11 protein-coding genes are annotated in these 14,842 nt (G+C 57.0%); 5 read left to right on the top strand and 6 right to left on the bottom strand.

What is annotated here, in order from left to right; translation table 11 throughout:
• Positions 1–4: 4 nt before the first annotated feature.
• On the bottom strand, positions 5–2,245 hold the full coding sequence (locus tag M504_RS00370) for a transferrin receptor-like dimerization domain-containing protein (RefSeq protein WP_047486698.1): 2,241 nt from the start codon (positions 2,243–2,245) through the stop codon (positions 5–7).
• Positions 2,246–2,628: 383 nt separating this feature from the next.
• Here M504_RS00370 and M504_RS00365 point away from each other — a divergent pair, with 383 nt between their 5' ends.
• The gene (locus M504_RS00365; RefSeq protein ID WP_047486695.1) at positions 2,629–3,315 is read left to right on the top strand and encodes a response regulator transcription factor; all 687 of its coding nucleotides are present in this window, start codon (positions 2,629–2,631) and stop codon (positions 3,313–3,315) included.
• Between the two features lie 107 nt (positions 3,316–3,422).
• Complete coding sequence (locus tag M504_RS00360; RefSeq protein ID WP_084213969.1) at positions 3,423–4,718, top strand: cytochrome P460 family protein; 1,296 nt, start codon at positions 3,423–3,425, stop codon at positions 4,716–4,718.
• A 55-nt stretch (positions 4,719–4,773) separates the two neighbouring features.
• Here M504_RS00360 and M504_RS00355 read toward each other — a convergent pair whose 3' ends face one another.
• A complete protein-coding gene (locus M504_RS00355; protein ID WP_047486692.1) occupies positions 4,774–5,787 on the bottom strand; it encodes a metallophosphoesterase in 1,014 nt (337 codons plus the stop codon).
• Positions 5,788–5,969: 182 nt separating this feature from the next.
• Here M504_RS00355 and M504_RS00350 point away from each other — a divergent pair, with 182 nt between their 5' ends.
• Together M504_RS00350 and M504_RS00345 are read left to right on the top strand one after the other, a co-directional pair.
• Positions 5,970–6,932, top strand: coding sequence for a metallophosphoesterase (locus M504_RS00350; protein ID WP_232296095.1), 963 nt, complete (start codon positions 5,970–5,972; stop codon positions 6,930–6,932).
• 314 nt (positions 6,933–7,246) lie between these two features.
• Entirely contained in the window at positions 7,247–8,641 is a 1,395-nt protein-coding gene (locus tag M504_RS00345; protein WP_047486686.1) for a CotH kinase family protein, read from the top strand.
• Here M504_RS00345 and M504_RS21665 read toward each other — a convergent pair.
• A complete protein-coding gene (locus M504_RS21665; RefSeq protein ID WP_084213966.1) occupies positions 8,610–9,026 on the bottom strand; it encodes a DUF2809 domain-containing protein in 417 nt (138 codons plus the stop codon). The genes M504_RS00345 and M504_RS21665 overlap by 32 nt on opposite strands.
• Positions 9,027–9,161: 135 nt before the next feature.
• Here M504_RS21665 and M504_RS00340 point away from each other — a divergent pair, with 135 nt between their 5' ends.
• Complete coding sequence (locus M504_RS00340; RefSeq protein WP_052200144.1) at positions 9,162–9,941, top strand: TIGR03435 family protein; 780 nt, start codon at positions 9,162–9,164, stop codon at positions 9,939–9,941.
• A 569-nt stretch (positions 9,942–10,510) separates the two neighbouring features.
• Here the strand turns inward: M504_RS00340 and M504_RS00330 are convergent.
• From M504_RS00330 to M504_RS00320, 3 genes are all read right to left on the bottom strand, one after another.
• Complete coding sequence (locus tag M504_RS00330) at positions 10,511–12,553, bottom strand: M1 family metallopeptidase (protein WP_047486681.1); 2,043 nt, start codon at positions 12,551–12,553, stop codon at positions 10,511–10,513.
• Between the two features lie 157 nt (positions 12,554–12,710).
• On the bottom strand, positions 12,711–13,715 hold the full coding sequence (locus M504_RS00325; RefSeq protein WP_047486678.1) for a VTT domain-containing protein: 1,005 nt from the start codon (positions 13,713–13,715) through the stop codon (positions 12,711–12,713).
• A 110-nt stretch (positions 13,716–13,825) separates the two neighbouring features.
• Entirely contained in the window at positions 13,826–14,497 is a 672-nt protein-coding gene (locus M504_RS00320; protein WP_047486674.1) for a lipid-binding SYLF domain-containing protein, read from the bottom strand.
• Positions 14,498–14,842: the final 345 nt, after the last annotated feature.

Here is a 14,842-nt window from a genome sequence, read left to right as displayed (position 1 = left end):
TTCCCTACTGACCGATCTGGGTAGAGAGTGAATCGATGAAATCTGCTTCATCGTTCAGACTCTTTACCAGAACATCCAACTGCTGTTTCGCTTCGTCGAAGCGGCCTGCTTCTATGGCCTCACGTACCCCGGGCAGGGTGCTGGCGCCGTAGCCGGTGTAGGTGCCGGGGGCGTAGATGAGGTGCTTCACCCATGGGCGGCCCGGCAGACCTGCGTCGGAGAGTAGCTTGCGCTCACTCACTGCCAGGCCATCGTTCAGGGTCTTGCGTTGGGCTGGCGACAGCGTCACAGCCTTCGCCGTAAGTCCCTCGTAGCGCGTGGATGCAGTGGACAGCTTGGTGATGGCTGCGTCCAGCGTAGTCCAGTCGTACGTGGGAGGCATGGGCAGTGCTGGTGGCGGTGCGAGGGAGTTCTTTGGGTCGTTCGCCAGGGTGAATGCGCCGGACTTCAGGGCGCGGTCACGCTGCGTGGACTCTGCCTGCATCGTCTTCACCTCGGCCTTGAGGTTGTCTGCATAGTCCTTCACCGTGAGCGCCAGCTCCGTGAAGTTGTATGGCATGACATCCGCATTGGCGATGCGCAGGACGATGGTTCCAGCAGTCTGGGCGAACAGCTTGCCGTAGACCTGATCCTTGTCGGCGAACTGGTCCCAATGCCACGGTGTGTCGTAGGCGGAGTGGTAGGTGCCACCGCGGTCTTCACCACCGTAGCCGATGTTGATGGAGGCTACACCGAGATGATCGATGAACCCTGCATAGTCCGAACCGGAACCTGCGGGACCGAACGGGATGGTCTTGCGGCCAGCGCCGTCACCACCCGAGCGACGACCGCGGCCCGTCTGCGTTGCGGCTTTCTGGCGGTCCCATACGCTCTTGCCGGTCTCAGGGTCGGTCATCTCGCGGGTGACGTCGTTCACCATGAGCTCGAAGCTCTGGGAGCCGCTGCCGCCGAAGTAGCCACGGCCGTTCTCGTCGGAGTTGATGTACACCGCGCCGTGTTTGGTCAGCTCATCGGCGTGACGCTCTGCCCATTCGGTGGAACCGAGGAGGCCTGGCTCTTCACCGTCCCATGCGGCGTAGACGAGGGTGCGCTTGGGGCTCCAGCCCTGCTTGTGCAGGTCGCCCAGTGCGTGAGCCTCTTCCATGAGGGCGGACTCACCGCTGATGGGATCGTCTGCACCGTTGACCCAGCCGTCGTAGTGGTTGCCGCGCACGATCCATGTGTCTGGCTCTTCACTCCCCTTGAGTGTGGCGATGACGTCGAGCACAGGCTTGGTTCCCCAGTCCGACTGGATCTTGAGGTGGACCTTGTCCTTGCTGGGACCGAACTTGTAGGTGAAGGGCAAGGCGCCGCGCCATGTCGCAGGCACTGTGCGGCCGTCCAGTTGCGCCAGCAGTGGCTTGGCATCGCCCCACGAGATAGGAATCGTGGGGATCTGCATGATGACCTTGCTGTCCTTGATGGCCAGGCGCTTCACGCCGGGGACAGAGGCTTCACCGGGAGTAAGAGGATCACCTGCGTAGAGAGTGGTGTCTGCGACGGAGCCGCGCTGTACGCCCCATTCGGGACGCATGGGACCCGTCGGGATGACATCGCCGGGGCCGAAGCCGTCATCGGCGGGATCGGAGTAGATGATGCAGCCAACAGCGCCGTGCTCATACGCGAGCTTGGGCTTGAGGCCGCGCCAGCCGCCGCCGTAACGGGAGATGACGATGGCGCCCTTCACGGAGACGCCGTTGCGCTCCAGCTCTTCGTAGTCGGCCTTCATGCCGTAGTTCACGTAGACGAGCGGCGCAGTTACGTCACCGTCGACAGCGTAGATGTTGTACGGCGGCATTGCGGGGCTCTTGTCCTGCGTGTACGGATCTTCGGGAACGGGCGGCTCTTCCAGCTTGGCCTTATAAGGCTTGCTGCCGAGGAGTTCCAGCACGCGCACCTTTGGCGTGGGATAGAGCACGTCGAAGGACTCGATCTTGGCGTCCCAACCCCAGGACTTATATTGCTCGACGAGCCATTCCGCATTGGCGCGCTGCGCTGCCGATCCAACGTTGTGCGGATGTCCCGCGAGCTTGTGCATGTTCGCGGAGATGCGCTTCGCATCCGGCAGCGTGAGGAACTTGGACTCAAGCTGTCGCTCTGTCTGCGCGCTCTGCGGTGTGAAGCCGAGGATGGACTTGGGAGCTTCCTGCGTGACAGCAGAGATAGGAAGCAAAAGGGCGAGCGAGGCAGCGGCGAGTCGGCGCATTTTTCTGGAAGCACTCCCTGGGACGGGAGGGGTACCCCCCTCCCCCCTGTTTTTGCAAAATCGTCATTCTACGGGAGATAACTGCGGGGTATACCGCAAAATCGTCTACCGCAAGGACTTAGAGGCAAAATCGTCTTAATAAAAGACTTAGCTTGCGTTGCGCAAAAGTTAAATCAGCTTAATTTTCGGGTGCATTTCCAGTGTAGCAAGTTTCGGGGAAATTACCGGCAGTCGCAGATTGTTGATGGGAATGGAGTTACACGAACAAGGACTTGACAGCATTTCAATCAATTCGCGAAGAATGTGGTGCTTCGGAACGGATTTGCTTTACTCTGCCACTTCAGACGTTCGGCATTAGGCGGTTGAGCCTTGCCTCACGGTGAATGAAAAGCACCAAGGGATGGACTGAAGTGGCGAAAAGACCCACACAACTGCTGCTTGTGGACGGCCGCCCGCTCTTTCGCGAGAACGTGATGCAGTTGTTGGCGTATGAGCCGGACATCGCTGTTGCCGGTCAGTTTGCGAACTTGTCCGAAGCTCGCAGGGCCCTGACGACACAGAATGTAGACCTGGTGCTGCTGGACTACGATCCTGAAAACGAAGTGGGTCCAATACTGCTGGAAACACTTGCGCGTCTTCAACACGTGCCGCGGTTTCTGCTGCTCACTGCGGGTATGGAAGTGGCCGAGTTGCACCGGGCGCTGGATGCTGGGGTCTCCGGCGTGGTGCTGAAGCATGGTGAACCTCGACAGTTGTTACATGCCATACGCGCTGTGGCCCAGGGGAATCAGTGGTGGGACGAGAGCGCGCTACGGCAAGGTTCGACGCCGACAAACAGAAATGCCGAGGGCAGTCATCCTTCGATCACGGCGCGTCAGAGACAGATCCTGCACCATATCCTGGATGGCCTGAGCAACAAAGAGATTGGAACAGTGGTTGGTGTGTCGGAAACCGCGGTGAAAGCAAGCATTCAGGAGCTGTTTCATAAGACCGGTGTGAGGACTCGGGGCCAACTGGTGAGGGTGGCGTTGGAAGGACACTTCGAGGACTGGCTCAAGCCTCATGGTTAGGCCAAGAGTCGGTTCCCTCTAAGAGTGTGTTTCGAGAACCTGCGCTATTTCATAGCTCTGCGGTCGATGGTGTCATACAGTCTCAAAGAGCAGTCCTCAGGAGGGCTATGTTGAAGCGACTGGTGCAGACCGTTTGCGTGCTTGCATTTTTGTTTTTGATTGCTCAGATGGTCCGGCCTTCGATTCCGAGCCAGCCTGCGGCGGCTGAAGTTCATGCGCCTGAAAATGTGCGGCAGATACTGCGCAAGGATTGCTATAGCTGCCATTCCGATGAACGCCGGTTGGCGTGGTTCGATGAACCGGTGCCAGCTTACTGGCTTGTGCGGAAAGACATTCTTGAAGCGCGTGAGCATCTGAACTTCTCCACGCTGGGCAGCAAGCCGGATGCGGTGCAGAAGGCGACGCTGTACGAAGCGGTGAACATGATCCAGCTTGGAGCGATGCCTTTACCGCGCTTCCTGGCGCTGCACCGTGATGCTCGAGTGACACAGGAAGAGCTTGCGACGCTGAAGGATTATCTGTCGCCGTGGGGTCCTCTCCCTGTTCCAACCGATACGAAAGGTGCGGCAGCAACGACGACACGCATTGCACTGGACAGCGTGAAGCCGGAATGGAATGGACTTGCGTTTGAGCCAACGTTTGCGACGTGGAGGCCGATCAGCTTCACGGATCGTGGTGATAATCACACGTTCCGCTTCATCCTGGGCAATGACGTTGCCACAAAGGCAGTGGCTGAGGGAAAGATTTCTCCGTGGCCAGATGGCGCGAAGCTGGCGAAGATTGCATGGAAGCAGGAGGCGAACAGCGATGGGACGCTTCGCGCGGGAGACTTCATCCAGATGGAGTTGATGGTGAAGGACGCGAAGAAATATGCTTCGACCGCGGGATGGGGTTGGGGCCGGTGGCGTGGGCTTGATCTGCAGCCTTATGGCAAAGACGCGAGCTTTGTGAAGGAGTGCACGGGTTGCCATCTGCCGGTGAAGGGCGACGATAACGTGTACACGTTGCCGATGACTGCGGCCACTGTGCCGGGCGCGGAGATCGTGAACAACCATGCGGTGATGTTGCCCGCATCACTGCCCTATCAGCCGCTGACGTGGACGCCGATGACGATGCTTGCCGATCCGACGAAGCGAACGATCTCTGTTTTGTATGGCAATGATGCTGCCGTGCAAAATGGCGCAGGCGCCGTGGTGGCGCTGGTGACGTGGGCAGAGCGCGATGATCCGCATTGGTTTGGCGGGAGGATTCCGGATAGTCCGGTGCGTGTGGAGTTTCTTGCGAATGGTGCGGAGTATCAGCAGTTTGCGGGACCGCAGTGGACGAAGGTGGAATCGTCCGCGAACTTCGTTGCACAACGCAAAGAGCTTCTGTTGAGTTTGAAGCCGGTCTCGCTGCCTTAGTAAAAACACAGCAGGTGCATGAGAATGCCATGCACCTGCTGTTGCGTTCGCTGATCTATGCGGAGAGCACGGAGGTTTTGCCCTCCGGTGTTTTCGTAAAGGCGTGGAGCGTGTTGCCTGCTGCATCGACGTGACGCAGCGTGAGTAGCTTCTCAGTCACCGAAAGATGGCTGAAGCCATTGACCTTCTGTGCCCAGGGGCCGCGTTGATCCGGCGTGATCTTAAGGTCGTAAAGATCAGCGCCACCACCACCGGAGAGAAAGAAGCTGGTGGGGTGGCCGTGGAACTCAAGGTGCTGCAGATCGTGATCGTGTCCACCTAGATAGGCGTGTACGTTGTAACGCTGCAACAAGGGATCCCAATCGCGGATGAGCATGGGGTGGTCGCCGTGTGGGCCGTCCGTGTAGACCGGGTGATGAGCCATGACGATGGTGAATGGCGTGAGGCGCGGCTTGGCGAGTTCTTTCTCAAGCCATGCAAACTGCGCGACGCGCTCTTCTTCGGTGAGTGTGAAGTTGCGGTTCGGTGTGCCGTCGGGGTTGGGCTTGATCTCGTGCGGCATGTTGCTGTCGAGCGCGATGAAGTGGATGAGTGGCTTCTTCGCGGGGAAATCGAAGCTATACCACTTGGCTGGCATCGTCCAGCGGGTATGGCCGCGGCGCGCGTAGGCTAGTTCCGCTTCGACCTTGCTGGTGGGGTACATCTGGTAGTCGTGGTTGCCGAGGATGGCGTATGCAGGACCAGGAAAAACGCTGGCGGGATAGAGGTCTTCAAAGTGCGTCTTCCAGCGCGGCGAATCGACGCCGCCGGGCAACTCGTCGTACCAGTTATCGCCGAGCATGAGGAGCGCCTGAGGGTGAAGTCGCTGTGCCTGCGTGTACTTCACCATGCTTGCGGCGACAAGTTCCTGGGCGGCAGGACGTGCGTATCCCCAATCGCCGACCATAAGCAGATCGGCTTCGCCATGCGGCGCTGCAGCGATAGCAGGCATTGCCTGCGAGGCGAGTACGGCGGCGCTGAAGCCGATGGTCTGCCGCAGAAAGCGGCGACGAGTGATCTGCAAATCCATTGGTTTCGGTGTTTCCCTTCTGGCCATCCTTATACCAGCCGGGTGTGACGGTGTCGCGAAATGATGAAGAAAAGCAGTAATCTCCAGTAGCCGTTTTCACCGTCTTACTGTACATGGCAGATTCTGGAAGATTTTCGAGGCGACGGTTTCTGAAAACAACCGTCGCCTTTAGTGCGGCTGCAATGCTGCAAGGCTGCGGGCTACCTCCAACAGAAATCTCTGCCACGCAGGATCCGGTGGAAGACGTTCCTATCCACCTGCTGATGGTGGGCGATTGGGGCGTGGGTGGCAATCAGACGGATCAAGCAATGGTCGCTGCGGCGTTGCGAAACTACCAGACGAAGTGGAGTTTCAAGGCAGATTCCCTGCTGATGCTCGGTGACAACTTCTACGACGGCATGCCGGGAGGCGTGACCTCTCCGCGTTGGCAAAGCACCTTTGAGCAGATGTATCCGGCAAGCGACTTCAACTGCCCTGTGTACGCCGTGCCAGGCAACCATGATTATGAGCTTGCGCCGGAATCGAAAGTGGATGCGGAGTTTGCTTACTCAGCGTTGGGAACGTCGCGATGGACGATGCCTTCGCGGTACTGGAGCATGACCATGCCCGCGGCGAATCCTTATGTCACGCTTTATTTCGTAGATAGCAACATGCCCAATGAACGGGCACAACCCCTTCCACCGAACCCAAATTTCTACACGGCAACCGACGCCCAGCGGCAGGAGCAGCTTGATTGGTTGACTACCGAATTGAATAAGCCGAAGGCGACGACGTTCCGCGTGGTGGTGGGGCATCATCCGCTTTACTCCAACGGACCGCATGGCGATAACAACACGTTGATTCGTGACTGGGATCCGTTGTTCCGCGCGCATAAGGTGGATATGTACTTAGCCGGGCATGATCACGATTTGCAGCACCTGGAGTTTGCGGGACATCCGACTTCGTTTGTTTCATCCGGTGGTGGCGGCGCTACGTTGAATGCATTGGATAATTCATCACGCGGTCCGTTTGGAATGGAGGTGCATGGGTTCACTCATCTGCATGCTTCGGCGCAACAGCTAACGCTGCGGCATCTTGGAACTGACGGCGGGTTGCTACATAAGTTCAGCCGTACAGCGGATGGGACAGTGACTATCTTGCATTAATTAATTCGCGACACAATACGCCAGCCTGAAACGACATAGAGCGAAAGCCCGTCTGCCTCGCTAGTCCTATGTCCATCACCTCAGTTCTGCTACGTCGATTCGCGGTTCCTGTCTTGTGCGTTGGTATCTTTTCCGGTCTTACCGGGTGTGGGTTTGGAACCAGGAACAATACCTGCACGACACAGACCGTGGCGACAGAGGATCAAAGCAATGGAGCTTATACCCTGTCTGTCTCGGGGACATCGTTATCTATCTATCCCGGACAGACAACGACCGTTCCTGTAGCGGTCGGCGGAACGGGTTCAGGGACCGTCATGATAACTGTAGCCGGCCTTCCTTCTGCGGTTACTGTGCAGCCAGTAACCGCTGCAGTGGGAAGTACCGCGAACCTTACCTTCGTCAGTACCACTGCGCTGGCAGCAGAATGCTTTCAAGGAGTAGCGTCAGTATTTTCTTCCTACAGTTCTCTGGCACTGCAGGCAAAGGGTAGCAGTGGTACTGAGACCCAAGGCTATGGCATGGAAGTCGTTCTAGAGAACCCCAGCTTCACTCCCACCAAGACTTATCTTCCTGTCGTGAACATCGCTACGGATGGCGGCATTGCGGTAACGAGCGAAGATGATTACGTAGATGGGACACTGACGATCACGGATCCAATGACATCCAGCAATAACTACACCGGAACCATGGAGATCAAAGGGCATGGCAATACGACTTGGGCGATGCCCAAGAAACCTTACAAGGTCAAACTAGATTCCAAGGCCAAACTGATGGGGATGCACAGTGAAAAGAATTGGGTACTGTTGGCCAACTATGACGACAAGACGATGCTGCGGGATGCGGTGGCTTCGTACATCTCAAACATGACACGACTTCCGTGGGCTCCTGCCTCGTACTTTGTTGAGATGACAATGAACGGGCAATATATGGGTGTTTATCAGTTAATTGAGAGCGTCGATATTGATAGTAACCGCGTCGATATTGCGGATTCCGACGCCAGCACCGATCCCACCCAAGATGGTTACCTGATGGAGATCGACCATACGTTGGGAGATACCTTTAACTGGACCACGCCGCATGGCTTGCCGGTGGGATCGCATGATCCAGATCCGCCTACGGATGCACAAGAAGCTTACATTCAGCCTTTGGTCAATAATGCAGAAGCCACCTTCTTTGCTTCCAACGCTTCCGATGCAACTGCTGGATGGCGTTCGAAGTGGACAGAGGCGAGCGTTGTGGATTGGTTCCTGGTAAATGAGCTGATGGGCAACCATGATGCCAATGGCGAGTCGGAATACTTCTACAAAGATGTTGGCGATGTGCCATTTGTGGCTGGGCCAATATGGGATTTTGATATCTCAAGTGGCAACGATGACTATGGCGCGATCCAGGATCCGAGCGTGGCGTGGGTAAGCACACAGCATGCCTGGTATGCGGCATTGTTCAAAAACGATCCAACGTTTCAGGCAGCCGTGAAGACGGAGTGGGCTGCGATGCGCTCGCAGGTAAGTGGATTGCCGGATTACATTGATACTTCTTCTGCTACGCTGGCGCAGGCAGCGAACAATAACTATCAGCGATGGCCCAACCTGTATCAAAGGGTGTGGCCGAATCCTGAGGCTGCGGGTAGCTACAGTGGCGAAGTGACCTATCTAAAGCAGTGGATCAATAGCCGCATCAGTTATATGGATAAGACTTACGGGAACTGAACTGTCTGTCGGCTAATGCGGTGATTGCGATCGCAATGAGATAGGCGAGGATGTTGGCCCATGCGAAGTAGCGGCCTAGCAGAAGTCGTCCTGCGAGCGTGAGACGGAAGGCGTCGATGTGTGGCTCGGGGACGAGGCGCGAGAACTCTGTGATGAGTGCGATCGCGGACGCGACGATTGCTAACGACATTGGGCGGAGTCTGGGGAGAAGCATGGCGATGAACCAGTAGACCGCCATAGCCCACAGCATGGAGCCGAGGTACTTTGACCAGAACCATGGCAGATGGAGCGGTGCGTATCGAACCGCTAAGCCCAGCGGGATAATCACGGCGAGGACGCAGAGGCAGACGATGCTGCGTGGTGGATTGGTTTTTCTGCGTGGCATGTGATGATGTGCGCTAAAGCGCGGATCCAGAGTATCTTGGCGGCGCTTTGTATTGGCAGAAATGTTTTACGGAACTGGAAGTGGGACGTGTGCGTAAGACCCGATACAGACTTCTTTTCCGGAATGGATTTTGCGATGAATGTTGGGCGATCTGCTTTTGTTGCGGCGTGTGTACTTTTTACCGCGCTGTGCTCTGTTCCGTTTCATGCGCAGGCTGTCGCAACCACGCCTGCAATAGCTGCACCTACGTTTGAAGTAGCGACCATCAAGCCTACTGAGCCGATGCATCGGAATCGCGGATTTCATGTGAGCGGAAACCGCGTGAATATTGAGAATCAGGATGTGACGACACTGATCGTCATTGGCTATTCAGTCCATCCGAAACAGATTGTGAATGCTCCCGACTGGTTCGATACAGCGCGATGGACCATTGACGGTGTTGCGGATAAAGAAGGCAAACTGAGCGTGGCGGATGTGCAGGTGATGGTGCAGAAGCTGCTGGCGGATCGTTTTGGATTGAAGTTCAAGCGGGAGCAACGCGAGATTCCTGTGTATGCGCTGACCGTGGCCAAGGGTGGGCCGAAGCTGGAGACGAGCAAGGCCGATCCGAATGCGTTGCCCAATCAGAATGGCAATGGCAAAGGCAGGATGCAGTTTCAGAACACGACGATGACAACCTTCCTGTTGGGCATGCAGAGTGAGTTCGATCGTCCGCTGGTGGACCAGACGGGGTTGGATGGGCACTATGATTTCTCGTTGCGTTGGACGCCGGATACAGCGCCTGCGGGGGATGCGGATGCGCCTCCTGGGATGTTTACGGCGATTCAGGAACAGCTTGGATTGAAGGTGTCGCCCGTGAAGGCTCCGGCGAATGTTCTGGTGATTGAGAGTGCGGAGAAGCCTTCGGCGAATTGATGATGCTCCCAGGTTGAATTTCCATTCAGTAGCTGCTTGAGCATTGACTGACATTCCTACGCGAAAACTTTGCGTTGGAAAAACTTGGCTCCGTGATACAAGACGATGCCTTCTAAAAAGATCATGGGAACGCACACCAAAAATCCAACATCAACCAAGTTCCGCAAAACGATACCAAACACTAGGAACAATAACGCTATGTGGAAAGCAAACATGACCAGCATTGTTTTCCATAAAACGTTCCTGGGCATTCTCCGATGAAAATAATCAAACATACCGGCGAATGTGGGTACGGTGCAGAAGACAGCTGTAAGCCATTTGTCGGGAAGATCGAACTTCACAATCAAAACGCCGGTAAGAACGATTACCACTAATACGATTACACGTTCCGTGGTACCAACATGATTTCCCATTGATTGACCGGTGTGCACAGCTGTCGTTATTCCCTGCGTTGCTGATGCCCCTCAGAGTATCACCGGCATACTCAGACAAAACCGTCGGCTTCTCTCAATGAGAAGTAAAGCCCCATCCAGATGGATGAGGCTTTTACTTTGCTCTGTTTCCGCACGTTACGGCTTTGCGGTGTTGTTGGTGCGGTTGCTGTCCGGGATGCGCTGGTCTGGGTCGATGGTTACGCTGGCGATCTTCTTGGTGGTGGGAAGGGCCAGATCGTACTTCGCTTTTTGCAGCCAGGTTTCTGCGGGCAGTTTGATTTTCAGGTCAGTACCGTCTTCGTATTTGACCTGTACCCATGCGGGTAGAACGAGTTGGCCGTTCTGCTCGATGGTGACCTTTGCGCCCTTGGATGGGTCGGCTGCGTCGGTGTACTTTACGTCCTTCGCGGCGAGGTCGAGCGACCAGTTGTTTTCATACCAGCCGTGCCAGAAGTAGCTGAGGTCTTCTCCGCCCTCTGATTCCATCTCGCGGAAGAAGTCAGATGGTGTGGGGTGTTTGAAGGCCCAGTCGCTGACGTACTTGCGGAAGGCACGATCAAAGACGTTGTGGCCAAGGATGTCTTCGCGCAGCAGCCACAGGCCCTCTGCTGACTTGAAGTAAGTGACGGGGTGACGATACTTCTCGCGGATGGCGTCTGCGCGAGAGAGGATGGTGGGCGCCTGCGGGTCTGCGATGACCTTGGCGATCTGGTCCGCGGGTGAGTCGGTTCCGGGAGCGTATTCGCCGTCACGCTTGGGCGCGTACTTGCCCTTCTTGTAGTAATCCGACTCGTAGATGTCAATGAAGGTGTTGAAGCCTTCGTCCATCCATGCGTCGCGGCGTTCGTTGGACTGCACGATCATGGGGAACCATGTGTGACCCACTTCATGCGCGGTGACGACGAAGCTGCCCTTGCCCTTGTCGCGGATACCGTCGAAGACCATGGCCGGGTATTCCATGCCGGAAGAGAAACCGGCGACGTTGGTCATGACAGGCCACGGGTACGGGTACCAATCGCGCGAGAAGTTTTCGACCGTGTCCTTGGTGTATTCCGTCACCATGGGCCATGCGTCAGGGTCGGCGGATTCCGCGGGATAGAAGCTCTGCGAGAGAGCTGTTTTACCTGCGGGCAGGTTGATCTTTGCAGCGTCCCACACGAAGCCTGCTGAGGCCGAGAAGACGGCGTCGCGGGTGCGGTCCATGTGGTAATGCCATGTCAGCGTGCCGTCTTTCTTCGGGCGGCTGTTGGGATCCTTGATCTCGTCGACGGACCGGATGACGACGGTTGCGTCAGAGGTACGCGCCTTGGCGAGAAGGTCCTGCTGCTTCTTCGTCAGCACGTCCTTCTCGTTGACGAGGAGGCCGCTTCCCGCGACGAGCATGTTGGATGGCACGGTGACGTAGTAGTCGTAGTTGCCAAACTCGGTGTAGAACTCGTTGCCGAGGTAGGGCTGCGTATCCCATCCACGAACGTCGTCATAGACGCACATGCGCGGATACCACTGCGCGATGTCGTAGATTTCGAAGCCGTCACGCGACTTGTCGACCGAAGTACGGCCACCCCAGCGACCGGGCACCTTGTAGTGGTACTTGATGTGGATCTTGATCTGGCCATTGCGAGCGAGCGGCGTGGCCAGATCGATGCGGGCGCGTGTGTCGCTGACGATGTATGTCGCCTTCTCAGGCTTTGCACCCTTGGCGTTGGCGATGAGTTCTACCGACTCAAACACTGTGCCTTCGGTGAACTGATCGGCAGGTGCGCGGCGACTGCCACCGGCGAAGTTACGGGCGCGTGCGTCGAGGCGATAGGTGTTCTGTTCGACCTGCAGCCACAGGCTGTTCAGCGTGTCCGGCGAGTTGTTGGTGTAGGTGATGGTCTCGTCGTTGCTGAGCGTCTGCGTGGCCGTGTCGATGCTGGCGTGCATCTCGTAGTCGGCCTGGTTCTGCCAGTAGCTGGGTCCGGGCGCGCCATTGCCGCTGCGATAAGCGTTCGCCGTCTGCGGCATCTGGAAGGGCGCGAACGTTTTCAGCGGATCGTACGTAGCAGAAGGACCGCCAGTGTCGGGCATTTGCGGGCGGCGCTGCTGGCCTTCGGGTGGCTGTGCAAGGGCAAGTGTGGCAGTAAAGGCAACGGCGGCAGCGATGATGCTGCGACGCATGGCACGGGAGTGCTGCATGGCGGACTGCTCCTGAAACGGGTGTGGCTTTATCAGAACAGCTTGCAGCCTGCGCGGCAAGGTGGATGTTGGGATTTTCGTTGCAGTGTCGTGCGATTACGCCGTGTTGCCCTGGAAGATAGGTTTGCTAACTATGCTGATGCAGCGCAAGAGGACTTTATGCGGTGGCAGCGGCTTCGAGGAGTTCAGGCGCGGCCTCGCGGGGCTTCTGTTCGTCGTAGGCGACGAGCGGCAGGTCAGCGTCACGCCAGCCTTCGAATCCGCCGCGCAGTGGACGCACGCGATGTACACCGAGACGCTGGAGGCGCTTGGCAAGCGTGGCCGACGTTTCGTCGTTGGGACAGGTGCAGTACAACACCACATCCGTGTCTCGCGGCAACAGGTGGCAGTGCTTTTCAAGCTCTGTGGGACTGATGCGAAGAGCGCCTGGCAGAACACGTGGGTCCGGCAGGTAATCCAGTGGATGACGCAGGTCTACGATGAACGGCTGACGGGCATCGCCGGTTTCCGCCATGTTCATGAGGTTTTTCAACTCGGTTGCGGTGATAGCAGAGTTCTGCAGGTCACGCAGAAACTGACGCTGCGACCAGATGCGGCGTGCCACGAAGCCGAGAACCACCAGCACGAAGAGCAGCAGGCCAAACCGCGTGAACAGATGGACGAGCATGGCGTGCTTCTCTGCGAAGTCGCCGAAGAAGCGCCCACCGAAAACGTATGCCGATGCCCAGATGGCCGATCCCATGAGGTCATAGGCAGCGAACCGCACAAACGACATGCCGGTCTGCCCGGCGATGGGAGGCGCTACTGTGGACAGACCAGGGATGAACTTGGCGAAGAGAAGCGTGGTGGCGCCGTGACGGCTGAAGGAACTTTCCGTCTTCTTAACGCATGTGGATGCCTCGAGCGACATGCGGCATACGAGTTTGACCACCCGGCTACCGTAGCGGATACCGAGGTAATACCAGAGCGAATCCGCAAGCAGGCAGGCCAGAAGAATGGATCCCATGACGGGGAGCGCGTGAATGCGATGTGTTGCCGTTAGTGTTCCCGCAGCCACCAGCAGAGGCACAGAAGGCACAGGAATGCCGAGCTGCTCCAGCAGCACCCAGAGAAAGAGGATGCTGTACGCATAGTGTTCGAAGAATGTAACCGCAATCGGCATAACGAGGGGGACCTGCTCTGTAGATGATGCAGGATGCCCTTTAGTTTCGTACAGTCGCAGACAATAAAAAACGGCTGACGCGGTGAGCGTCAGCCGTTTAGCAAGGAAGCCTACTTGTTGTGGGTGGCCACGAAGTACTTTGCGACGGTGCCGACGAACGGGCGGGCATCCGGCGGGGTGGGGATGTTGCCGCCGAGAATTGCCTTGAACGGAGTCGCCGTACCGTAATACTCGCGAGTGTCATCCAGATTCTGCGAGAGCACGGTTCCATCGAGGTTGATTCCGGCGAAAAGGCCCTTGGAACGCGAGTAGGTCAGGAACTCCGCGTTGAGCTTCCAGTCGGTACCCGCCTGAGCGTTGCGACCCACTGGGCCGGCAGATGCAGCGGCGTCCGCGCCAATCTTGAACTTGTTCGCCAGCATGTGCTGCAGACCATTCTGGTTCATGGCAACTAGCACTAGATCGGTAGACTGGCCGCCGATCTGGAAGCCCACGCTACCGCCTGTAAGCTGCACAAATACCGGAGCGCTCCAACCATGGCCCGTGCGGCAAGTGGCCACACCCTGGCCGTACTGCGCGCCAACAATGAATGCGCCCTTTTTGTAAGCAGGAATCACCACAACACAGCTTGCGCCGCCGAGAATGGAGCTCGGAATGGACTTGTCCGGAGTCGCCATAATTTCGTTAATGATGTTCTGGGAGTCAGTTAGACGCTCATCGAGCTTCGCCTTGTCGGCAGCCATAGCCGGAATGGTTACAGCAAGCACCATTGCCGAACACATTGCAGCTTTCCATCGATTGATCACAGTGTTCCACCCTATCCGTGGCAGTTATTGCTTTCCACCGCCACTGTCAGTTCATACAGTGGGATGAACAGATGGGAAGGAACGTTGTACTTGAAGTGATGGGAAGGGGTGATGAGTGCCGTGAGAGAGCAAAAAATGGGGGCTGTCGATCAGGTTCTCACCCGCGCCGCCAGCCCCTCTTCTCCCAGGTCTGTGTTACGTAAAGCTAGGATGAGGTCTGCAAGAGCAATGTACAAGTTACGGAGGGCCTAAGCCCTCCACATAATCTTGATTTTGCAAAAACTCCAACGAAATTGGGATTCTTAGGAAGTCTTCCAGCGT

This window comes from Terriglobus sp. TAA 43, from assembly GCF_000800015.1.
Lineage (GTDB): Bacteria > Acidobacteriota > Terriglobia > Terriglobales > Acidobacteriaceae > Terriglobus.
This window is presented reverse-complemented; position numbering and strand designations above follow the sequence as displayed.